Genomic DNA, 21,191 nt, shown 5'->3' on the forward strand with positions numbered 1-21,191 from the left:
CTCGAGTGCCCACACAGATTGTCTGATAAATTGTTAAAGAGCGGTGCAGTCAGCGGCTGAGCCTGCTGCTGCGAGGTGGCGTATATTACGCTACTCTCCTTCGGAGTCAACCCCTTTTTTCAGGGACTTCATCCGGCGACTCAGCTGCCTGAGTCTCCTGAACACCGCATTCCGTAAGCCGTTGTGCCGTGTCAGTGGAGGCGCATTATAGGGAGTTCTTCCGGGCTGACAAGCATTTCTTTAAAAATAATTACTGCATGCCTCTTTTTTAAGCGAAAGGCGCAAAAGCAGGCGTTTTCCGCTGAAAAACCGCACAGAAGCGGGCATTGCCGCTGGAAAATTGCCACAATAACGCGTCGTGCCGATGCTATGCTCTCTCTTCGGCCTCTCGCCCGCTACTGACATATATAGAAGGATTTTCGATGATACGATCCGCGCGCAGTATGGCCGGTTTGCCATGGATAGCCGCAATGGCGTTCTTTATGCAGGCACTGGACGCCACGATCCTCAACACCGCACTACCCGCCATCGCCACCAGTCTCGACCGCTCTCCTCTGGCTATGCAGTCCGCCGTAATCAGCTACACGCTTACCGTAGCTATGCTTATTCCCGTGAGCGGCTGGCTCGCCGACCGCTTCGGCACGCGCAAAGTGTTTATCATCGCCGTTTCGCTCTTTACGCTCGGTTCGCTGGCCTGCGCCCTGTCGCAGTCGCTGATGGTGCTGGTCATTTCACGCATCGTGCAGGGTGTCGGCGGGGCGATGATGATGCCGGTGGCGCGTCTGGCGCTGCTGCGTGCCTATCCGCGTAGCGAACTCCTGCCGGTACTGAACTTCGTCACCATGCCTGGCCTGGTCGGCCCGATCCTTGGGCCGCTGCTGGGCGGCCTGCTGGTCACCTATGCGACCTGGCACTGGATATTCTTAATCAACATTCCCGTCGGCATTCTTGGCATTTTGTATGCGCGCAAATATATGCCTGATTTTACCTTGCCCAAACGCCGCTTCGATTTTCTCGGCTTTCTGCTGTTTGGTGCCGGGCTGGTGCTGCTGTCGATCGGCATCGAGCTGTTCGGCGAGCGTATCGTCTCCGCCTGGCTCGCTTCCGGCGTGCTGATCGCCGGCGTGCTACTGCTGCTCCTTTATATAGTCCATGCGCGCCGTCACCCTGCCCCTCTGATCAGCCTGCCGATGTTTAAAACGCGCACCTTCTCGGTCGGCATTATCGGCAATATCGCCTCGCGCCTCGGCACCGGCTGCGTGCCTTTTCTGATGCCGCTGATGCTACAGGTGGGATTTGGCTTCTCGGCGGTGGTGGCGGGCTGCATGATGGCGCCGACGGCAGTCGGCTCGATTCTGGCGAAATCCACGGTGACGCAGGTGCTGCGCCTGTTCGGCTATCGCCGCACGCTGGTCGGCATCACCGTGATCATCGGCATTCTGATTGCCAGCTTTTCGCTGCAGTCGCCGTCTGAAAGCGTTGTGTTGCTGTTGCTGCCGCTGTTTATTCTCGGCATGTCGATGTCAACGCAGTTTACGGCGATGAACACCATTACGCTGGCCGACCTGAATGATGAGAACGCCAGCGGCGGCAACAGCGTGCTGGCAGTGACGCAGCAGCTGTCGATCAGTTTCGGCGTCGCAGTGAGCGCGGCGGTGCTGCGCTTTTATCAGGAATTTGAAACCGGCACCGTCGAGCAGTTCCACGCCACTTTCCTGACAATGGGCATCGTTACGGTGATCTCCGCCTTTACCTTTGCGCTGCTGCGCCCCGGCGACGGCCGTCACCTGATCACCAACCGCGATAAAAAGAAGAAAACCGCCTAGCTCGAGGCGCGAACCACCAGCTCCGGCGTCAGCACCAGGGTTTGCTGGCTGGCGTCGGGGTCCGCCAGGCGATGAAGTAAGGTATCAATCGCCAGCTGGCCCAGCTCATCTTTCGGCTGGTGAATAGTCGTCAGCGGCGGCGTCAGGTAGCGCGCCAGCTCGATATCGTCATAGCCCATCACCGCGATATCCTGCGGAATGCGCAGACCCGCTTCAAACAGCGCGTGATAGACGCCGACTGCCATCGCATCATTGCTGGCGAACACCGCCTGCGGCGGCGTCTCCAGCGCCAGCAGCGCCGTCATGGCGCTGTAGCCACCCTGAAATTCGAAATCACTGTTGATCACATAGCCGGCCGGGATTGCCAGGCCATTTTTTTCCATCGCATGGTAGTAGCCCTGAAGGCGCATGCGCCCCGGGGTTTTATCCAGCGGGCCGGAAATGCAGGCGATGCGGGTATAGCCGCGATCGATCAGATGCTGCGTCGCCATCTCACCGCCGAGCAGCGCATTATCCTGAATAATGTCGCCGCGCCCTTCAAACGGCGCCCAGTCCATCATTACGGTGGGGATAGCAGGATAGCGGTTAAGGATCGCCGCCGACGGCAGATGGCTTTCGGTGCACATGATCAGCAGTCCGTCGACGCGCTTTTGCAGCAGCGTTTCCAGGCTGCGGTTCATGCGCTCTTCGTCGCCCGCCGTGTTGCAGAGGATCAGGCTGTAACCGCGCTCGTAGCAGCTCTCTTCAACGCCGCGCACCACTTCAGCGTAGAACGGGTTGCTGCTGGCGGTCAGCAGCATGCCGATGGTGTGCGTCTGGTTAAGCTTGAGGCTGCGCGCCAGCGCCGAGGGCGCATAGTTGAGCGCGCTGATCGCCCGGTCGACTTTCTCGCGCACCGCCTCGCTGACGAAACGGTTGTTGTTGATCACGTGCGAGACGGTAGAGGTGGAGACGCCCGCCATGCGGGCGACATCTTTCATGGTCGCCAAGGCTTAACCCTGCTGAAGTAAAAAGTCGTCGATTTCCGCGCGCCACGGCACGGAGGGCTGCGCGCCTGGACGAGTGACGGCAATCGCCGCCGCCGCATGGGCGAAGCGCACCGCGTCATGCAGGCTTTTGCCTTCCAGCCGCGCCGTGATAAACGCGCCGTTAAAGGTATCTCCAGCCGCAATAGTGTCTACCGCCTTCACCGTAAAGCCGGCGATGCGCTGCCCTTTGCCCTGCTCGCTCAGCCAGACGCCGCGGCGTCCCAAGGTAATCAGCACGGTAGCAATGCCTTTAGCGTGCAGCGCCTCGGCGGCGCGCGCGGCGTCGTCATCGCTGGCAACGGCGATGCCGGTCAGGCTTTCCGCTTCGGTTTCATTCGGCGTAATGATATCCACCAGCGCCAGCAGTTCGTCATCGAGCGACGTTGCCGGCGCGGGATTAAGGATCACCTGCGTCTGATGCGCGCGCGCGATCTTCGCCGCAGCCAGCACGCTTTCCAGCGGCGACTCCAGCTGCATCAGCAGCGCCGACGCGTCCGCAATAACCTGCTGATGGCGCGCGACGCAGTCGGGCGTCAGAGCCGCATTGGCGCCGGCGCAGATGCCGATGCTGTTCTCCCCTTCGCCGTTGACGAAAATCAGCGCCACGCCGGTCGGTTCACCGCTGACGGTTTCCACCGACGCGGTATCGATACGGTCCTGCGCCAGCTGCGCGCGGATGCGTTCGCCGATGGCGTCGTCGCCAAGGCAGGCGATAAAGGCGATGTCCGCACCAGCGCGTCCTGCCGCCACCGCCTGATTGGCCCCTTTGCCGCCAAACGCCACGTTATACTGCTCCCCGATCACCGTTTCGCCGGGACGGGGAAAGTGCGTCAGGTTAAGAATGTGGTCAGCATTAATGCTGCCGAGAACGGCCAGTTTTGCGCTTTTGCTCATAGGGTGTGATCCAGAAAGAGTGCGCCACCGGTTTAAGGGTGGCGCATTGCCCTGCTTTTCTTTGAGTTATTTGGTGACCAGTTTCAGGTCAACGGGATTGATGCCCTGCACTTTTTCACCTTTCAGCACTTTATCGGCGGTATCCACGCCAATCATGCCGATCTTATCCGGCATCTGAGCGACCGTCGCCGCCAGCTTGCCGCCTTCGACCGCTTTCACGCCGTCAGCGGTGCCGTCAAAGCCGACTACCACGACATCAGATTTCCCGGCGGTTTGCAATGCGCGTAACGCGCCAAGCGCCATTTCATCATTTTGCGCAAACACCGCCTGCACGTCCGGATGCGCCTGCAGCAGGTTCTGCATCACGTTCAGGCCTTTGGTGCGATCGAAGTCCGCCGGCTGGCTCGCCAGCACCTGAAATTTATGCGCGTCTGACGCCTGCTTAAAGCCTTCGCCGCGCTCGCGCGCCGCCGAGGTGCCGGCAATGCCCTGCAGTTCGATAATTTTCGCGCTGTCGCCCAGACGCTTAGCAATGTAGTCGCCCGCCATTTTTCCGCCGAAGCGGTTGTCAGAGGCGACATGGCTCACCACCTTGCCCTGCGCCGCCACGCGGTCCAGCGTGATCACCGGGATATTAGCCTGGTTGGCCATTTTCACCGCGTTGCCGACCGCATCGGAGTCGGTAGGGTTGATCAGCAGCAGTTTTGCGCCGCGCACGGTGAGATCCTGCACGTTAGCCAGCTCTTTTGCCGGGTTGTTCTGCGAATCGAGCACCACCAGGTTGTAGCCCAGTTTGTCAGCCTCTTTCTGCGCGCCCTCTTTCAGCGAGACGAAGAAGGGGTTATTCAGCGTAGACACCACCAGCGCGATGGTATCTTTCGCCACTGCGCTGGCGCTCAATGTCGCGCCGAGGATCACAGCCAGTGCGGTCAACTTTTTCATCATTTCATCCTGTGTAAAGGTCAGAGTTATTTGCTGCTTTTGTTATCTACCAGCACCGCCAGCAGGATGACCACCGCTTTAACGATCATCTGGTAGTAGGAAGAGACGCCCATCAGGTTCAGGCCGTTATTGAGAAAGCCGAGGATCAGCGCGCCGATCAGGGTGCCCATAATGCGCCCTTTGCCGCCCGCCAGGCTGGTGCCGCCCAGCACCACCGCCGCGATAGCATCCAGCTCGTAGCCGGTGCCCGCCGTCGGCTGCGCGGAAGAGAGGCGCGCCACTTCAATCGTGCCCGCCAGCGCCGCCAGCATGCCGCTCAGGGCATAGACGATCACTTTTACGCGGTTCACGTTGATGCCGGAGAGGCGCGTCGCCGCTTCATTGCCGCCCAGCGCGTAGATATAGCGGCCGAGGCGCGTGTGGTGCAGCATGTACCAGGCGAGCAGGAAGACGACGGCCATCAGCCACACCGGCGTCGGAATGCCCAGCGGACGACCAATGCCGAACCAGCCGAAGAGATCGGCGTTGTCGTTGAAGCCGGTGTTGATCGGGCTGCCGTCGGTGTAAACCATGGTGACGCCGCGCAGCAGCAGCATCATCACCAGCGTGGCGATAAAGGCCTGCACCTTGCCGCGTGCGACGATGGTGCCGGTCACGGCGCCGATAGCCGCTCCCAGCGCCAGCGCGCCCGCCACCGCCACCAGCGCGTTCACCTCCATGCCCACCAGCGAGGCGGCGACCGCACCCGTCAGCGCCAGCAGCGATCCCACCGAGAGATCGATGCCGGAGGTCAGGATCACCAGCGTCATGCCGACCGCCATAATGGCGTTGACCGAGGTCTGCTGCAGAATATTGAACAGGTTCGCTACGGTGAAGAAGTTAGGACTCTGGCTTGCCACCACCGCGATCAACACGATGAGCGCAATCAGGGATTTCTGCTCCATCAGCCAGGCTTTGCTAAACCAGCGACGGCTGGACGGTAAGGTTTGGGTACTCATACAACTAAATCCTCGCTGTGTTGCTTGCCGACGGCTGCCGCCATTAACGATTCCTGCGTCGCCTGCTCACGGGTAAATTCGCCGCCTGAGCGGCCTTCATGCATCACCAGGATGCGGTCGCTCATGCCGAGCACTTCCGGCATCTCCGACGACACCAGGATGATGCTCAGCCCTTCGGCCTTGAACTGGTTGATCAGCTGGTAAATCTCTTTTTTCGCCCCGACGTCAACGCCGCGCGTCGGTTCGTCCAGGATCAGCACGTTGGGACGCGTCATCAGCCCGCGCGCGATGGCCACTTTCTGCTGATTGCCGCCGGAAAGCAGGCCGATCGCCTGATCCATCGACGGCGTTTTGATATTGAACAGCCGGATAAAATCGCCCACCGCCAGCTGTTCAGCGGCGTGTTTTAGCGCGCCGCCGTGGCTGAAGTAGCGCAGCGCGGTCAGCGACATGTTCTCTTTTACCGACATCCCCAGCACCAGCCCGTCGCGTTTGCGGTCTTCGGAGATGTAGACGATGCCGCTGGCCAGCCCGTCCTGCGGCGCGCGTGTCGTCACTTCACGACCGTCGAGCCAGACGCGGCCTTTGCTGCGCGGCAAGGCGCCGTAGAGTAGCTTCATCAGTTCAGTGCGTCCGGCGCCCATCAGCCCGGAAACGCCGAGGATTTCACCTTTGCGCAGCGTAAAGCTGACGTCGTGCACGCCCGGCCCGCTCAGGTTCTCAACCTTAAGGCGAACGTCGCCCGGCGTTTGATCGAGGCGCGGATACTGATCTTCCAGCTTGCGGCCGACCATCATCTCGATCAGGCTCTCTTCGCTGAGATCCTTCACCGGGCGCTCGGCGATAAACTGCCCGTCGCGGAACACCGTGACGTCGTCGCAAATCTCGAAGATCTCTTTCATGCGGTGAGAGATATAGACAATGCCGCAGCCCTGCGCCTTCAGCTCGTTGATGACGCGAAACAGCGACAGGGTTTCGGTATCAGTCAGCGCGTCGGTCGGCTCATCCATGATGATCACCTGCGACTTAAAGCTCAGGACCTTGGCGATCTCCACCATCTGCTGATCGCCAATCGAGAGATCGCCCACCAGCTTGTGGCTGTTGAAGCGCAGGTTAAGACGCTTCAGCAGCGCGTCCGCCTCGGCATACATCCGCTTCCAGTCGATGCGGCCGAAGCGGTTAACGAATTCGCGGCCCAGGAAGATGTTCTCCGCCACGGTCAGCTGGGGGATCAGGTTCAGCTCCTGATGAATAATGCCAATGCCCGCCTCCTGCGACGCCTTGGGGCCGCTGAAGGTGGTCTCTTCGCCGAGCCAGCGCAGCGAACCCGCGTCGCGGCTGTAGATGCCGGTCAGCACCTTCATCATGGTGGACTTGCCGGCGCCGTTCTCGCCGACCAGCGCCATCACGCGTCCCGGATAGACCGCCAGCGACGCGTTCTTTAACGCCTTTACGCCGGGAAAGGATTTTTCAATCCCCTGGAGCTGTAATAAGGGTTGCATAACGGCCTCAGAAGGTGACGCCAGCGCTCAGGATGACATTCGCAAACGGAGAGCACTCTCCGCTGCGAATGACCGCCTGACTGCGTTGCGTCTGTTGTTTGAACTGTTCGTGGCTGATGTAGCGTACGGCGATGTTATTTCCCTGGTGCTGTTGCAAGGCTTCGAGCACGGCGAGAAGTTCACTGTGGAGCTGCGGATTATGCTGCTTGATCTCCTCCGCTATCAGGGCGCTTTCCACCTGCATCTCCAGCGTGACAGCCTGCACCACCTGCATAAAATCGGGCGTGCCCGGCGTCAGCGCCAGATCGATGCGCTGCGGCCCTGCCGGGATCGGCAAGCCGGCATCGGCAATGGTCAGCGTATCCGTATGGCCCAGGCGGGCAATCACGTAAGAGAGTTCAGCGTTTAACAGGCGACCTTTTTTCATTTTCTGCTCCAGAGCGAAACGTTTCGCTCGCGGCAGTGTATGAAATAGCGGCGGTAACTCAACGGGAGAGATCGAGAAGTGTGATCGCTATCGAAACGTTTCGCTCACGCGCGCAGGAATTTGGTTTAGGAGAGAGAGCGGGCCGCTGACGCAGCCCGGCAGGAAGGGTATTACGGCGCTTTGCGCACCTGTTTCACGTCAAGCTCGATGCTGTTGAAATCTTTGTCCAGTTCGCCCGTCAGCTCAACGCGATCTTTCGGCGTAATCGTCAGACCATCCCAGCGCTTGTGGTCGATCTCGACTTTCATGGTGCCTGTGGCGTCGCGGAACAGATAGTCCTCATCGCCGATCTGCTTCTCCAGCTGGCCGCGTACGGTGATCCAGCTGTCATCTTTCATCTCTTCCGCCTGCTTAACGGTGACGACGCTGCTCTGATCGTTTTGAAAACCGCCCTGTTTCGCCTGAACAGCTGGCGCATTCGTATCGACAAATCCGCCCTGCGTGGCAGCGAAAACCGGCGCGCTGGTCAGCGCGAAAATAGCGAGAAGTGCGGCATGTTTTTTCATCTTTTACCCCTGTGTCCATGAATGTAGGTGTGCGATGTCCTCAATTACAGCAGGAACTTCTTAACAGGATCTTAAGGGACAAAAATAGGCGAAAAGTCGCGATATAGCCTGTACAAGCCGCGTTCTGCTTCGTATAAAGCTTTTTCGGATAAAGGAGAGCATATGCGTATCTTACTGATCGAGGACGATCGGCTGATTGGCGACGGCATCAAGGCAGGCCTGGGCAAACTGGGCTTTAGCGTTGACTGGTTTGTTTCCGGCGATGAGGGTTTCGCCGCGCTGGAGGCCGCGCCCTGGGATGCGGTAATCCTCGACCTGTCGCTGCCGCAGCGCGACGGCCTCGATATTCTGCGCGCCTGGCGGCAGCAGGGCGCGGACGTGCCGGTGCTGATCCTGACCGCGCGCGACGCGCTCGATCAGCGTGTCGAAGGCTTGCAGCTGGGCGCGGACGACTATCTCTGCAAACCTTTCGCCCTGACAGAAGTCGCCGCGCGGCTACAGGCACTTATCCGCCGCCGCCACGGCCAGCTGCAGCCGGAACTGCGTCACGGTAGCGTCATTATGCAGCCCGCCAGCCACAGCGTAACGCGGGATGGCGAAGCTGTAACCTTGAAAAGCCGGGAGCTGGCGCTGCTGGAGCTCTTTCTACGCCATCCCGGCCGGGTGCTGACGCGTGCGCAGCTGGAGGAGAAGCTTTACAGCTGGGACGCCGACGTCTCCAGCAACGCGGTTGAAGTGCATATTCATCACCTGCGCAAAAAACTCGGCGTCGCCTTTATCCGCACCGTGCACGGCGTCGGCTATACCCTGGGAGAGGCGGAATGAGCCTGTTTCTCCGGCTCGGCGTCGGCTTCGTGCTGCTGCTCGGCCTCTGCTGGGGCAGCGCCAGCCTGAGCGCCTGGTTCCAGACGCGCGACACCATCAACGAGCTGTTCGACACGCAGCAGCTGCTGTTCGCCAAGCGCCTGATCACGCTCGATCTCACCGCGCCCGAACGCGCCGCGCTGCCGAAAAACAAGGCGCTGCTGCGCCATCATCGCGGCGATCAGGATGACGACGCCCTCGCCTTCGCCATTTTCACCCGCGACGGCCGGCCAGTGCTGAACGACGGCGAAAACGGCCGCAGGCTGCCGTTCGACGCCGAGGCGCAGGGATTTCACGACGGTCAGCTCACCGACGATGATGATGCCTGGCGCTTTGTCTGGCTAACGACGCCGGATGGTCAGCATCGCATCGTGGTCGGCCAGGAGTGGGAATACCGCGACGATATGGCGCAAGCGCTGGTGCAGAGCAGCATTCTGCCCTGGCTGATTGCGCTGCCATTGATGCTGCTGCTGTTGCTTGGGCTGGTGTGGCGCGAGCTGCGCCCGCTGAAGCGCATCACCCAACTTCTGGCGCAGCGCGCGCCGGACGACGACGCACCGCTGAACGCCGGCCGGGTGCCGCAGGAAGTTAAGCCGCTAACCGAGGCGCTGAACGGGCTGTTCAGCCGCATCGGCGCGATGGTGCAGCGCGAGCGCCGTTTTACCGCCGACGCCGCCCATGAGCTGCGCAGCCCGCTGGCGGCGCTGCGCGTGCAGAGTGAGGTGGTGCAGCTGGCGGCAGACGATGCGGCGATGCGGCAGCACGCCTTGCAGCAGCTGGACGCCGGCATTCAGCGCGCCACGCGGCTGGTGGATCAGCTGCTGGCGCTGTCGCGCGCCGAGGCCGATGACGCGCGCGGCGCGTTTCAGCCTGTCGACCTGCAACGCCTGCTGCAGACGGCGCTGGCCGAACAGCTGCCGCACGCCGATCGCGCGGGCGTCGCGCTGCGTCTGGAAAGCCGCGCCGAACCGGTGATACAGGGCCATCCGCTGCTGCTGTCGCTGCTGGTGCGCAACCTGCTGGACAACGCCATCCGCTACACGCCTGAAGGCAGCGAAGTCAGGATAGTGCTGGAGAGCCGCAGCATATGCGTCGAAGATAACGGCAAGGGATTAAGCGAGGCGGAGATGCAGCGTCTGGGTGAACGCTTCTGGCGGCCGCCGGGGCAGGAGAAGAGCGGCAGCGGGCTGGGCCTGTCGATTGTGCGCAACGTCGCGCAGCTGCACGGCATGCGGCTCAGCTTTAGCCAGCGGCAGGGCGGCGGATTGCTCGTCGCCCTGCGCTGGTAACCGTTAGATCTCGACCTGGGTGCCCAGCTCGATCACCCGGTTCGGCGGGATCTCGAACTGGTCAGGGGCGCGCAGGGCATTGCGCTGCAGCGCCAGGAAGAGCTTGCCGCGCAGGCGCAGATACCACGGACGTTTGCCCATAATCAGCGACTCGTGCGACATAAAGAACGACGTCTCCATCATGCGACAGTTCAGCCCCTCCAGACCGCAGCGGTGGAAAATTTCCTCTACGTTGGGCGTTTCACGCCAGCCGTAGCTGGCGACCACGCGCCAGAAGGTGGGCGACAGTTGCTCAATGGCGACACGGCGCACGTTGTGTACGTAAGGCGCGTCCTCAGTGCGCAGCGTCAAAAAGACCACCCGCTCGTGCAGCACCTTGTTGTGCTTGAGGTTGTGCAGCAGCGCAAAGGGAATGACATTCAGCGCGCGCGACATATAAACGGCGGTGCCCGGCACGCGCACCGGCGGCGATTTCTCCAGCGAGGCGATCATCGCCTCCAGCGAGTTGCCGTGCTCATGCATCCGGCGCAGCAGGCGGAAGCGCTCGCTTTTCCAGGTGGTCATAATCAGGAACATAATCAGCCCCAGACAGATCGGCAGCCAGCCGCCGGAGAAGAGCTTAATCAGGTTGGCGGAGAAGAGCGGCACGTCGATGCAGAGGAACAGCGTCAGGATCAAACCGACCGCCAGCTTGTTCCAGTGCCAGTTTTTCACGGCGACGGTGCAGGAGAGGATCGACGTCAGCACCATGGTGCCGGTAACCGCGATGCCGTAGGCCGCCGCCAGGTTACTGGAGTGCTCGAAGCTGATAATCACGATCAGCACGGCGAAGTAGAGCACCCAGTTAATCATTGGCACGTAGATCTGGCCGGACTCCATCTCCGAGGTGTGGATGATACGCATACCCGGCAGATAGCCCAGACGCACCGCCTGGCGCGTCAGCGAGAAGACGCCAGAGATCACCGCCTGCGAGGCGATAACTGTCGCCAGCGTCGCCAGGATCAGCAGCGGGATCAGCGCCCAGTCCGGCGCCAGCAGAAAGAAGGGGTTTTTAATCGCTTTGGGATCGCTGAGCAGCAGCGCGCCCTGGCCGAAGTAGTTCAGCACCAGCGACGGCAGCACCACGATAAACCAGGCGATGCGGATCGGCAGTTTGCCGAAGTGGCCCATATCCGCGTAGAGCGCCTCCACGCCGGTGATCGCCAGCACCACCGCGCCCAGCGCAAAAAAGGAAATGGTTTTGTAGTGCACGAAGAAGCTGACCGCCCAGGCCGGATTAAGCGCCTGCAGCACATCCGGGTTTTTCATAATGCCGCTCACGCCCAGGATCGCCAGCGTGGCAAACCAGACCAGCATCACCGGCGCGAAGAGCTTGCCGACCATGCCGGTGCCGTGTTTCTGAATAATAAACAACAGCGTCAGCACCGCGATGGAGAGCGGAACGATATAGGGATCAAGCGACGGCGCGGCAATTTCCAGCCCCTCTATCGCCGACATCACGGAGATGGCGGGCGTAATCACCACCTCACCATAGAAAAAGCTGCCGCCAATGAGCCCCATAATCACCAGCGCCGCCGTGGCGCGCGCGCCGGTATTGCGCCCCGCCAGCGACATCAGCGTCAATATGCCGCCTTCGCCGGCGTTATCCGCGCGCATCACGTAGCTGATATATTTCAGCGACACCACCAGCAGCAGCAGCCAGAAAATCAGCGACAAAAAGCCGTAAACCGCTTCGCGTTCCACGCCGAAGCCAAACTGACCGGAGAGACACTCTCGCAGAGTATAAAGCGGGCTGGTGCCGATATCGCCATACACCACGCCAATCGCCGCCAGCGTCAACGCGCTAAGTGATTGCTTATTATCCGAGCTCATAAAGTTATCTTTTGTTGGAGCGAGAGGCGCAAAACCTTATCACTCTTGCCAGCAAAAAGCGCACAGTATGCGCCTGTTTCCCAAAAAGCCAGACCTCTGCCGTCGCCGCACAGCCTGTCCGCCGCCCATTTTTCTCGCGGCCTTACAAGCCGCAGCGGCATTATGCGATAGTTGGATTTTGTGACACAAAAAAGCGGACGGCAATCAACGCTTTCACGCATCATAATCAGTAGAGTAGTGCGCCTGCCATAATGCGACGGCAGCTGAAACAGAAGGACAATGAAGTGATTATGGCTCAACCCCATCTTTTGGCGGAAAGAATTTCTCGCCTCAGCAATGCCCTGGAGAAAGGCCTGTACGAGCGCCACGACGCCATCCGCCTCTGTTTGCTGGCGGCGCTGAGCGGCGAAAGCGTGTTCCTGCTTGGGCCGCCCGGCATCGCGAAAAGCCTGATCGCCCGCCGCTTAAAATACGCTTTTCAGCACGCCCGCGCCTTTGAATACCTGATGACGCGCTTTTCAACGCCAGAAGAAGTCTTCGGCCCGCTGTCGATTCAGGCGTTAAAAGATGAAGGGCGCTACCAGCGCCTGACCAAAGGCTATCTGCCTGACGCGGAAATTGTTTTTCTCGATGAGATCTGGAAAGCGGGCCCCGCTATCCTCAATACCCTGCTGACCGCCATCAACGAGCGGCGCTTTCGCAACGGCGACAGCGAGGAAAAAATCCCGATGCGCCTGCTGGTCACCGCGTCGAACGAGCTGCCGGAAGCGGACAGCGGGCTGGAGGCGCTCTACGACCGCATGCTGATCCGCCTGTGGCTCGACAACGTGCATGAGAAGCAGAACTTCCGCAGCATGCTGACCCACCAGCAGGACGAGAACGCCAACCCGGTTGCGGAAGCGCTGCGCATCAGCGATGAAGAGTACCATCAGTGGCAGCAGGGCATCAGCCAGGTCAGCCTGCCGGACAATGTCTTCGAACTGATTTATCAGCTGCGTCAGCAGCTGGAAACGCTGCCAGACGCGCCCTATATCTCCGATCGCCGCTGGAAAAAAGCGATTCACCTGCTGCAGGCGAGCGCGTTCTACAGCGGCCGCAGCGCCATCGCGCCGATCGATCTGGTGCTGCTCAAAGATTGCCTGTGGCACGACGTCGCCTCGATGCAGGTGCTGGAGCGCGCCATCGATCAGCTAATGACGCAGCAGGCGTGGCAACAGCAGACGCTGCTGCTCAGGCTGCAGCAGATTAAGACGCGTCGTCTGGCGCTGCAGCAGCAGCAAAGCGTGGCGCAGGCGATCGCCCTGGAAAAACACAGCGGCATGTTCAGCCGCAAGCCGCACTACGACCTTCCCGCCAGCCTCACCGACGAACAGCTCACCCTGATGCTGCAACAGCCGCTGACGCTGCACGATATGCAGGTTTCCCATGTGGTGATCGCCCGCGACGCGCTGGAGCAGTGGCTGCTGAAGGGCGGCGAGGTGCGCGGCAAGCTGAACGGCATCGGTTTCGCCCAGACGCTGGATCTGCTGGTGGACGCGCAGCACTGTCTGGCACTGCGCGACGTCAGCCTGCAAACGGTGCGCCTGACGCTGCCCGGCGTCACAGCGCACAGCGAACTGCCGGCGGAAATCAGCGAGGCGCTCGACGAGCTGGAGACGCAGCTGCGCGCGCAGCGCCATCAGTTCAGCCAGCATCAGCGCTGTTTGTTTATCAGCGATGACTGGCTGGCGCGCATCGAAACCAGCCTGCAGGATGTCGCCGATCAGCTGAAACAGGCGCGTAAATGATCTCACTGGAGACGCTCAGCGCCCTGCTCTCTGTCGGCGAAGCCGAACTGATCGAAGAGCTGATCCTCGCGCTGCTCGCCTCGCCGCAGCTGGCGATCTTTTTTGAAAAATTCCCTGGCCTGAAGCAGGCGATGCTGCGCGACGTGCCGCGCTGGAAAGCCGAAATCAACGCCGAGCTAAAAGCGACGCCGGTGCCGGAGGCGCTGGCCAGCGAGTTTCAGCTGTTCCAGCGCGCGCAGCTGCTTAGCCATCACGACTTCAGCCAGCAGCTGTCGGAGATAGTCAGCGCGCTGACGCCGCTCTCGTCGCCCTTTCTTGAGGAGGCGCAGCGGCTGCTGCAGCACCTCGATCCGCATCAGCTGAGCGGCGCGCAGCATACGCTGTTTCTGCAGCGCTGGCGCCTGAGCCTGACGCTGCAAACCCTGACGCTTAACGAGCAGCTGCTGGAGCAGCAGCGCGAACGGCTGATGGCCGAGCTACAGCAGCGCATGGCGCTGAGCGGCCAGCTGGCGCCGCTGCTGAGCGACGACGACGAAGCGGCCGCTGGTCGCTTATGGGATATGAGCAAGGCGCCGCTGCAGCACGGCAGCTATCAGCTGATGCTGGAGTATGGCGATTTTCTCGCGCAGCAGCCGGAGCTGCTGGCGCTGGCGCAGCAGCTGGGCCGCAGCCGCGAGGCGAAGTCGGTACCCGCGCAGGAGGCGCCGCTGGAGGCGTTCCACCAGCTGGTGCGCGAGCCGGACGCGGTGCCGGAAGAGGTCAGCGGCATTCATCAGAGCGACGACGTGCTGCGCCTGCTGCCGCCGGAGCTGGCCACCATCAGCATCAGCGAGCTGGAGCTGGAGTTTTACCGCCGTCTGGTGGAGAAGCGGCTGCTGACTTATAAACTGCAGGGCGACGCCTGGCATGAAAAGGTCACGCTGCGCCCGGTCAGCCACCAGCAGCACGAAGAGCAGCCGCGCGGCCCCTTTATCGTCTGCGTCGACACCTCAGGCTCGATGGGCGGCTTCAACGAGCGCTGCGCCAAAGCCTTTTGCCTCGCGCTGCTCAAGGTGGCGCTGGCCGATCGCCGCCGCTGCTACATTATGCTGTTCGCCCACGACGTCATCGGCTATGAGCTGACCGGCGACGACGGGCTGGAGCAGGCGATCCGCTTTCTGAGTCAGCGGTTTCGCGGCGGCACCGATCTCGCCGCCTGTCTCTCGGCGGTGGTGAAGCGCATGGAGGGATCGCTGTGGCAGGAGGCCGACGCCGTGATCGTCTCCGACTTTATCGCCCAGCGCCTGCCGGACGAGATCGTCACGGCGGTTAAGCGACGTCAGCAACAGCAGCAGCAGCGCTTTCACGCCGTGGCGATGTCGGCCCACGGCAAGCCCGGCATTTTGCGCATCTTCGATCATATCTGGCGTTTCGATACCGGCATGAAAAGCCGCCTGCTGCGCCGCTGGCGGCGTTAGTCACAGGGCAGAAATCCTTATTTGCTATAGTGAATGACCCGCTGTGTTTATTCAGCTAACGGAGTTCACTGTGACAACCGCACAACAACATGATTCTTTACCGGCGCCGACCCGTACGGTCCGCCTTTCCGGCAGCAGCGTCGCAGAAAAACGCGCTGAGCTGCTGGCTTACTACACGCAAACCTGGGAACTCTATGAAAGCCTGTTCGATTGTCTCGCCGACGATCGCGCCTGGTTCACCAAAGCCATTACCCTGCGCCACCCGCTGATCTTCTATTTTGGTCATACCGCCTCGTTCTATATCAATAAGCTGATGGCGGGCCGCTATATTGACGGACGCATTGACGATCGCATCGAGGCGATGATGGCGATCGGCGTGGATGAGATGAGCTGGGATGACCTCGACGACAGCCACTACGCCTGGCCCAGCGTGCAGGAGGTGCGCGACTACCGCGGCAAGGTGAAAAACCTGGTGACGCGCTTTATTGAGACTATGCCGCTGGCGCTGCCGATTGACTGGGAAAGCCCGGCCTGGGTGATCCTGATGGGCATAGAACACGAGCGTATCCATCTGGAAACCTCCAGCGTGCTGATGCGCCAGCTGCCCGTCGAGTGGGTAAAAACCCAGCCGCAGTGGCCGGTCTGTCAGGAAGCGCGCCATGCGCGGGAAGCGGTGCCCGTTAACAGCCTGGTTGCCATGCCCGGCGGCGTCGTCACGCAGGGAAAAAGCGACGACACCTACGGCTGGGACAATGAATATGGCAGCCTGGCCACCGAGCTGCAGCCGTTCCAGGCGAGCAAGATGCTGGTCAGCAACGCCGAATTTTTTGAATTCGTGGCGGCGGGTGGCTACCAGCAGCGCCGCTACTGGGACGACGAAGGCTGGGGCTGGCGCAGCTTCGCCGAGGCGCAGATGCCGACCTTCTGGGTGGGCGATGCGCAGCAGCCGGACGCGCTAAAACTGCGTCTGATGACCGAAGAGGTGGCGATGCCCTGGGACTGGCCGGCTGAGGTGAACCAGCTGGAGGCCGCCGCGTTTTGCCGCTGGAAAGCAGAGCAGACCGACACATCGGTGCAGCTGCCGTGCGAGGCGGAGTGGATGCAGCTGCGCGAGCAGGTCGAGGGCGATCAGCCGACCTGGCAGCAGGCGCCGGGCAACCTGAACCTGGCGTACTGGGCATCATCCTGCGCCGTCGACCGCTTCGCGCAGGGTGACTTTTTCGACGTGGTGGGCAACGTCTGGCAGTGGACCACCACGCCGATCAACGGTTTTGAAGGGTTTCGCGTGCATCCGCTCTACGATGACTTCTCTACCCCGACATTCGACGGCAAGCATTCGATTATCAAGGGTGGCAGCTGGATCTCCACCGGTAACGAAGCGCTGAAGTCGTCGCGCTACGCGTTTCGTCGCCACTTTTTCCAGCACGCGGGCTTCCGCTACGTCGTCTCTTCCCATCAGGAATCGATGACGCTTAACCCCTACGAAACTGACGAGATGGTGTCGCAGTATCTCGACTTCCAGTACGGCCCGCGCTATTTCAGTGTCGCCAACTACGCCGAAGCGCTGGTGGCGCAGGCACTGCCTCACTGCCAGGCGCGCGGCAGCGCACTCGATATCGGCTGTGCCACCGGCCGCGCCAGCTTCGAACTGGCGCGCCATTTCGAACGGGTGATCGGGATGGATTATTCGGCGCGCTTTATCGACGTGGCGCAGCAGCTCGCTTCCGGTGAAGATTTCCGCTACGTGGTGCCGGAAGAGGGCGAGCTGGTGGCGTATCGCCAGGCGCGTCTGAAAGATGTTGGCCTGGAGGTGGAACAGGCGCAGCGCATTCAGTTCGTTCAGGGCGACGCCTGCAACCTGAAACCGCAGCCTGCCGAATACGATCTGGTGCTGGCCGCCAATCTGATCGATCGCCTGCGTCAGCCGCAGCGCTTTTTGCAGGATATCGCGCCGATGATCCGCTCCGGCGGCCTGCTGCTGCTCTCCTCGCCCTACACCTGGCTGGAGGACTTTACGCCGAAAGAGAACTGGCTGGGCGGCATCCGCGAGAACGGCGAAGCGCTTACCACACTGCAGGCGCTGCAGCGTCTGCTGGCGGCGCAGTTCGAACCCGTCGGCGATCCCCAGGATCTGCCCTTCGTTATCCGCGAAACCGCGCGCAAATATCAGCATACGCTGGCGCAGGTTACGCTGTGGCGTAAGCGTTAAACGCAACGGCAGCGGCGTTTGCCGCTGCCGGAGATTGCCTGTCGTCCCTTTTTGCTGCACATTCTCCTCTGTTCATAGAAGAAGAGCTAACACGAGGATGACATGGCCGACTCACTGCAACTGGACAACCTGGATCGCGGGATCCTGAACGCGCTGCTGGACAACGCCCGCACCGCTTACGCCGAGCTGGCGAAACAGTTCAACGTCAGCCCGGGCACCATCCATGTCCGCGTTGAGAAGATGAAACAGGCCGGCATTATTCTCGGCACGCGCGTGGAGATCGATCCGCGCCGGCTGGGGTTCGACGTCTGCTGCTTTATCGGCATCATCCTGAAGAGCGCACGCGACTACCCTGCCGCGCTGAGCAAGCTGGAGGCGCTGGATGAAGTAGTCGAAGCCTGGTACACCACCGGTCACTACAGCATCTTTATTAAGGTGATGTGCCGATCCATCGACGCGCTACAGCAGGTGCTGATCAACAAGATCCAGACCATCGATGAAATTCAGTCCACCGAAACGCTGATCTCGCTGCAAAACCCGATCATGCGCACCATCAAACCCTGATCCTTTTTTTTCTGTGCACAAACTTATCCCCGACGAACGCCGCCTGTACCAACGGCTGCGTTCGCCTCGCCATTTCTATTAACCCTGTTTTCCACAGGTGGATCACGGCTTGATCACAGCGTACAATGCTCGCCTTTATTCCGGGGAGAGCATCATGGCCGACATTACTTTAATCAGTGGCAGCACGCTGGGCAGCGCCGAATATGTGGCCGAACATCTGGAAGAGAAGCTGCAGGAAGCGGGTTTCTCTACCGAGCTGCTGCATGGTCCCGCGCTGGACGAGCTGCCGCTGCAGGGCATCTGGCTGGTGGTCAGCTCGACCCACGGCGCCGGCGAACTGCCTGATAATCTGCAGCCTTTATATGAGGCGATTGCGGAGAGCCAGCCCGATCTGTCGGCGGTGCGCTTTGGCGCGGTCGGCCTGGGCAACCACGAATACGATCTCTTTTGCGGCGCGATACGCTCGCTGGACGATCTGTTAATCGCACGCGGCGCGCAGCGCATCGGCGATCGTCTCGAAATCGACGTGCTGGAGCATGAAATCCCCGAAGATCCGGCGGAAGCCTGGCTAAGCGGCTGGACCACGCATATTTGATCGGATCCTTTGCCGCAGGGGATCGGGTATTGCATCGGATCCCCAGTTAAAAACTCTGTTTTTTTCCGATCTCGTTACGATCGTTTGTGGATAACCAGGCTGGAATACTGCGTAAAACCGGTAGTTATCCAGATAACAACCGCTGATGCTTTTGTGAGCTGTGCATAACTCCCTGTTTTGATCCCAGCTTATACGGATCGGGATCACCGATCATTCACAGCAAAGGATCCTCGCTATCTGTCTGATAAATTTTCGCTTTTCACGCTTATCCACAGACAGGCGCGATCCTAATAAAGAGATCTAACAGAAAGATCATATACAGAATAAAGATCCTTTCTTTTAAACCCGCGGATCCCGCCGCTTTCACCCTCGGCGGAATTTCAGTAGAATCCACCGCCCAGGGCAACGATCCCTGCCTGTTCATCAACGAGGTACCACTTCATGTTTTATCCAGATCCCTTTGACGTCATCGTAATTGGTGGTGGTCATGCGGGCACAGAAGCCGCGATGGCTGCTGCTCGAATGGGTCAGCAAACTCTGTTACTCACCCATAACATTGATACGCTTGGACAAATGTCCTGCAACCCGGCGATCGGTGGCATTGGAAAGGGACATCTGGTTAAGGAAGTGGATGCCTTAGGCGGTCTGATGGCCACCGCGATCGACAAAGCGGGTATCCAGTTTAGGATACTAAACAGCAGCAAAGGTCCGGCGGTGCGCGCTACCCGTGCGCAGGCGGATCGCGTGCTGTATCGCCAGGCGGTACGCATCGCGCTGGAGAACCAGCCCAACCTGATGATCTTCCAGCAGGCGGTAGACGATCTTATCGTGGAAAACGATCGCGTGGTCGGCGCCGTCACGCAGATGGGACTGAAATTCCGCGCGAAGGCGGTGGTACTTACCGTCGGCACCTTCCTCGACGGAAAAATTCATATCGGACTGGATAACTACAGCGGCGGTCGCGCCGGGGATCCGCCGTCGATACCGCTGGCGAAGCGTCTGCGTGCGCTGCCGCTGCGCGTTAGCCGTCTGAAAACCGGTACGCCGCCGCGCATCGACGCGCGCACCATCGATTTCTCCGTGCTCAGCCCGCAGCATGGCGATAACCCGATGCCGGTCTTCTCGTTCATGGGGGATGCGTCGCAGCATCCGCAGCAGGTTCCCTGCTGGATCACCTATACCAATGAGCAGACCCATGAAGTGATCCGCAATAACCTCGATCGCAGCCCGATGTATGCCGGGATCATCGAAGGGATCGGCCCGCGCTACTGCCCGTCGATCGAAGACAAGGTCATGCGCTTCGCCGATCGCAACGCGCATCAGATCTTCCTTGAGCCGGAAGGGCTGACCAGCAACGAAATTTACCCGAACGGCATCTCTACCAGCCTGCCGTTCGACGTGCAGATGCAGATCGTCCGCTCGATGAAGGGACTGGAGAACGCGAAAATCGTTCGTCCGGGCTACGCGATCGAGTATGACTTTTTCGATCCGCGCGATCTCAAGCCGACGCTGGAGAGCAAATATATTCACGGGCTGTTCTTCGCCGGCCAGATCAACGGCACCACCGGCTACGAAGAGGCGGCCGCGCAGGGTCTGCTGGCCGGCCTTAACGCCGGACGTCACGCCGCCGACAAAGAGGGCTGGGCGCCGCGTCGCGATCAGGCCTACCTGGGCGTGCTGGTGGACGACCTCTGCACGCTGGGCACCAAAGAGCCGTACCGTATGTTTACCTCGCGCGCCGAGTATCGTCTGATGCTGCGCGAAGACAACGCCGATCTGCGCCTGACCGAAGCCGGTCGCGAACTGGGCCTGGTGGACGACGCACGCTGGGCGCGCTTCAACCAGAAGCTGGAAGCAATTGAACAAGAGCGTCAGCGTCTGCGCGATTTCTGGGTGCATCCGAAGTCGGAAAACGTCGAGGAAGTTAATACCCTGCTCAACAGCGCGCTGACCAAAGAGGCGAGCGGCGAAGATCTGCTGCGCCGTCCGGAAATGACCTACGCTCAGCTCACCGCGCTGCCGAGCTTCGGCCCGTCGCTGGCTGACGCGCAGGCGGCCGAGCAGGTTGAGATTCAGGTGAAGTATGAAGGCTACATTGCGCGCCAGCAGGAAGAGATCGATCGCCAGCTGCGCAATGAAAACACCCTGCTGCCGGCTGAGCTGGATTACCGTCAGGTCAACGGCCTGTCGAACGAGGTGATCGCCAAGCTTAACGATCATAAGCCCTCATCTATCGGCCAGGCGTCGCGCATCTCCGGTATCACGCCGGCGGCCATCTCGATTCTGTTGATTTACCTGAAAAAACAAGGGCTGCTGCGCAAAAGCGCCTGACCTGAAACGGGGCGAGTCCCGCTCGCCCCCGCTGACTGGA

Annotated in this window: 17 protein-coding genes; 9 read left to right on the forward strand and 8 right to left on the reverse strand. The window is 60.6% G+C overall.

Annotated elements, in window-relative coordinates; all coding sequences use genetic code 11:
* Positions 1 to 422 precede the first annotated feature (422 nt).
* A complete protein-coding gene (gene mdtD / locus B2J69_RS15285; protein ID WP_081140514.1) occupies positions 423 to 1,826 on the forward strand; it encodes a multidrug transporter subunit MdtD in 1,404 nt (467 codons plus the stop codon).
* On the opposite strand, the gene rbsR is transcribed toward mdtD, so the two are convergent.
* From rbsR to B2J69_RS15320, 7 genes are all read right to left on the reverse strand, one after another.
* Positions 1,823 to 2,815, reverse strand: a complete 993-nt coding sequence (rbsR, locus tag B2J69_RS15290) for a ribose operon transcriptional repressor RbsR (RefSeq protein WP_371824350.1) — start codon at positions 2,813 to 2,815, stop codon at positions 1,823 to 1,825. The genes mdtD and rbsR overlap by 4 nt on opposite strands.
* A 3-nt stretch (positions 2,816 to 2,818) precedes the next feature.
* Positions 2,819 to 3,748: a ribokinase gene (rbsK, locus tag B2J69_RS15295; protein ID WP_081140516.1), complete on the reverse strand. Its 930-nt coding sequence runs from the start codon at positions 3,746 to 3,748 to the stop codon at positions 2,819 to 2,821.
* Positions 3,749 to 3,814: 66 nt separating this feature from the next.
* On the reverse strand, positions 3,815 to 4,690 hold the full coding sequence (rbsB, locus tag B2J69_RS15300; RefSeq protein WP_081140517.1) for a ribose ABC transporter substrate-binding protein RbsB: 876 nt from the start codon (positions 4,688 to 4,690) through the stop codon (positions 3,815 to 3,817).
* Positions 4,691 to 4,716: 26 nt separating this feature from the next.
* Positions 4,717 to 5,688, reverse strand: coding sequence for a ribose ABC transporter permease (gene rbsC, locus B2J69_RS15305; protein ID WP_033755349.1), 972 nt, complete (start codon positions 5,686 to 5,688; stop codon positions 4,717 to 4,719).
* Positions 5,685 to 7,190, reverse strand: coding sequence for a ribose ABC transporter ATP-binding protein RbsA (rbsA, locus tag B2J69_RS15310; protein WP_081140518.1), 1,506 nt, complete (start codon positions 7,188 to 7,190; stop codon positions 5,685 to 5,687). Before rbsA ends, rbsC begins: the two co-directional genes overlap by 4 nt.
* Before the next feature lie 7 nt (positions 7,191 to 7,197).
* Complete coding sequence (gene rbsD, locus B2J69_RS15315; RefSeq protein WP_081140519.1) at positions 7,198 to 7,617, reverse strand: D-ribose pyranase; 420 nt, start codon at positions 7,615 to 7,617, stop codon at positions 7,198 to 7,200.
* Positions 7,618 to 7,787: 170 nt separating this feature from the next.
* The gene (locus B2J69_RS15320; RefSeq protein WP_081140520.1) at positions 7,788 to 8,183 is read right to left on the reverse strand and encodes a YgiW/YdeI family stress tolerance OB fold protein; all 396 of its coding nucleotides are present in this window, start codon (positions 8,181 to 8,183) and stop codon (positions 7,788 to 7,790) included.
* Positions 8,184 to 8,345: 162 nt separating this feature from the next.
* Here B2J69_RS15320 and qseB point away from each other — a divergent pair, with 162 nt between their 5' ends.
* Together qseB and qseC are read left to right on the forward strand one after the other, a co-directional pair.
* A complete protein-coding gene (qseB, locus tag B2J69_RS15325; RefSeq protein WP_081140521.1) occupies positions 8,346 to 9,008 on the forward strand; it encodes a quorum sensing response regulator transcription factor QseB in 663 nt (220 codons plus the stop codon).
* Entirely contained in the window at positions 9,005 to 10,336 is a 1,332-nt protein-coding gene (qseC, locus tag B2J69_RS15330; RefSeq protein ID WP_081140522.1) for a quorum sensing histidine kinase QseC, read from the forward strand. The genes qseB and qseC overlap by 4 nt, the downstream gene beginning before the upstream one ends.
* 3 nt (positions 10,337 to 10,339) lie before the next feature.
* Here the strand turns inward: qseC and kup are convergent, their stop codons facing one another.
* Positions 10,340 to 12,208: a low affinity potassium transporter Kup gene (kup, locus tag B2J69_RS15335; protein WP_081140523.1), complete on the reverse strand. Its 1,869-nt coding sequence runs from the start codon at positions 12,206 to 12,208 to the stop codon at positions 10,340 to 10,342.
* Positions 12,209 to 12,498: 290 nt separating this feature from the next.
* On the opposite strand from kup, the gene ravA reads away from it, so the two are divergent.
* From ravA to mnmG, 6 genes are all read left to right on the forward strand, one after another.
* Complete coding sequence (gene ravA / locus B2J69_RS15340; RefSeq protein ID WP_081140616.1) at positions 12,499 to 13,995, forward strand: ATPase RavA; 1,497 nt, start codon at positions 12,499 to 12,501, stop codon at positions 13,993 to 13,995.
* On the forward strand, positions 13,992 to 15,452 hold the full coding sequence (gene viaA / locus B2J69_RS15345) for an ATPase RavA stimulator ViaA (protein WP_081140524.1): 1,461 nt from the start codon (positions 13,992 to 13,994) through the stop codon (positions 15,450 to 15,452). Before ravA ends, viaA begins: the two co-directional genes overlap by 4 nt.
* Before the next feature lie 70 nt (positions 15,453 to 15,522).
* Positions 15,523 to 17,661, forward strand: a complete 2,139-nt coding sequence (ovoA, locus tag B2J69_RS15350) for a 5-histidylcysteine sulfoxide synthase (protein WP_081140617.1) — start codon at positions 15,523 to 15,525, stop codon at positions 17,659 to 17,661.
* A gap of 102 nt (positions 17,662 to 17,763) precedes the next feature.
* Entirely contained in the window at positions 17,764 to 18,225 is a 462-nt protein-coding gene (asnC, locus tag B2J69_RS15355; protein ID WP_081140525.1) for a transcriptional regulator AsnC, read from the forward strand.
* A gap of 154 nt (positions 18,226 to 18,379) precedes the next feature.
* Positions 18,380 to 18,820, forward strand: coding sequence for an FMN-binding protein MioC (gene mioC, locus B2J69_RS15360; RefSeq protein WP_081140526.1), 441 nt, complete (start codon positions 18,380 to 18,382; stop codon positions 18,818 to 18,820).
* A gap of 441 nt (positions 18,821 to 19,261) precedes the next feature.
* On the forward strand, positions 19,262 to 21,151 hold the full coding sequence (gene mnmG / locus B2J69_RS15365; RefSeq protein ID WP_081140527.1) for a tRNA uridine-5-carboxymethylaminomethyl(34) synthesis enzyme MnmG: 1,890 nt from the start codon (positions 19,262 to 19,264) through the stop codon (positions 21,149 to 21,151).
* Positions 21,152 to 21,191 lie beyond the last annotated feature (40 nt).

Source organism: Pantoea latae (assembly GCF_002077695.1).
Lineage (GTDB): Bacteria > Pseudomonadota > Gammaproteobacteria > Enterobacterales > Enterobacteriaceae > Pantoea > Pantoea latae.

What these genes read in the sequence shown, in the direction of transcription:
- qseB (WP_081140521.1), top strand. Translation starts at nt 8,346, where the DNA reads ATGCGTATCTTACTGATCGAGGACGATCGGCTGATTGGCGACGGCATC.
- mnmG (WP_081140527.1), top strand. Translation starts at nt 19,262, where the DNA reads ATGTTTTATCCAGATCCCTTTGACGTCATCGTAATTGGTGGTGGTCAT.
- ravA (WP_081140616.1), top strand. Translation starts at nt 12,499, where the DNA reads ATGGCTCAACCCCATCTTTTGGCGGAAAGAATTTCTCGCCTCAGCAAT.
- viaA (WP_081140524.1), top strand. Translation starts at nt 13,992, where the DNA reads ATGATCTCACTGGAGACGCTCAGCGCCCTGCTCTCTGTCGGCGAAGCC.
- rbsB (WP_081140517.1), bottom strand. Translation starts at nt 4,690, where the DNA reads ATGAAAAAGTTGACCGCACTGGCTGTGATCCTCGGCGCGACATTGAGC.
- qseC (WP_081140522.1), top strand. Translation starts at nt 9,005, where the DNA reads ATGAGCCTGTTTCTCCGGCTCGGCGTCGGCTTCGTGCTGCTGCTCGGC.
- rbsA (WP_081140518.1), bottom strand. Translation starts at nt 7,190, where the DNA reads ATGCAACCCTTATTACAGCTCCAGGGGATTGAAAAATCCTTTCCCGGC.
- rbsD (WP_081140519.1), bottom strand. Translation starts at nt 7,617, where the DNA reads ATGAAAAAAGGTCGCCTGTTAAACGCTGAACTCTCTTACGTGATTGCC.
- mdtD (WP_081140514.1), top strand. Translation starts at nt 423, where the DNA reads ATGATACGATCCGCGCGCAGTATGGCCGGTTTGCCATGGATAGCCGCA.
- kup (WP_081140523.1), bottom strand. Translation starts at nt 12,208, where the DNA reads ATGAGCTCGGATAATAAGCAATCACTTAGCGCGTTGACGCTGGCGGCG.
- rbsC (WP_033755349.1), bottom strand. Translation starts at nt 5,688, where the DNA reads ATGAGTACCCAAACCTTACCGTCCAGCCGTCGCTGGTTTAGCAAAGCC.
- asnC (WP_081140525.1), top strand. Translation starts at nt 17,764, where the DNA reads ATGGCCGACTCACTGCAACTGGACAACCTGGATCGCGGGATCCTGAAC.
- mioC (WP_081140526.1), top strand. Translation starts at nt 18,380, where the DNA reads ATGGCCGACATTACTTTAATCAGTGGCAGCACGCTGGGCAGCGCCGAA.
- B2J69_RS15320 (WP_081140520.1), bottom strand. Translation starts at nt 8,183, where the DNA reads ATGAAAAAACATGCCGCACTTCTCGCTATTTTCGCGCTGACCAGCGCG.
- rbsK (WP_081140516.1), bottom strand. Translation starts at nt 3,748, where the DNA reads ATGAGCAAAAGCGCAAAACTGGCCGTTCTCGGCAGCATTAATGCTGAC.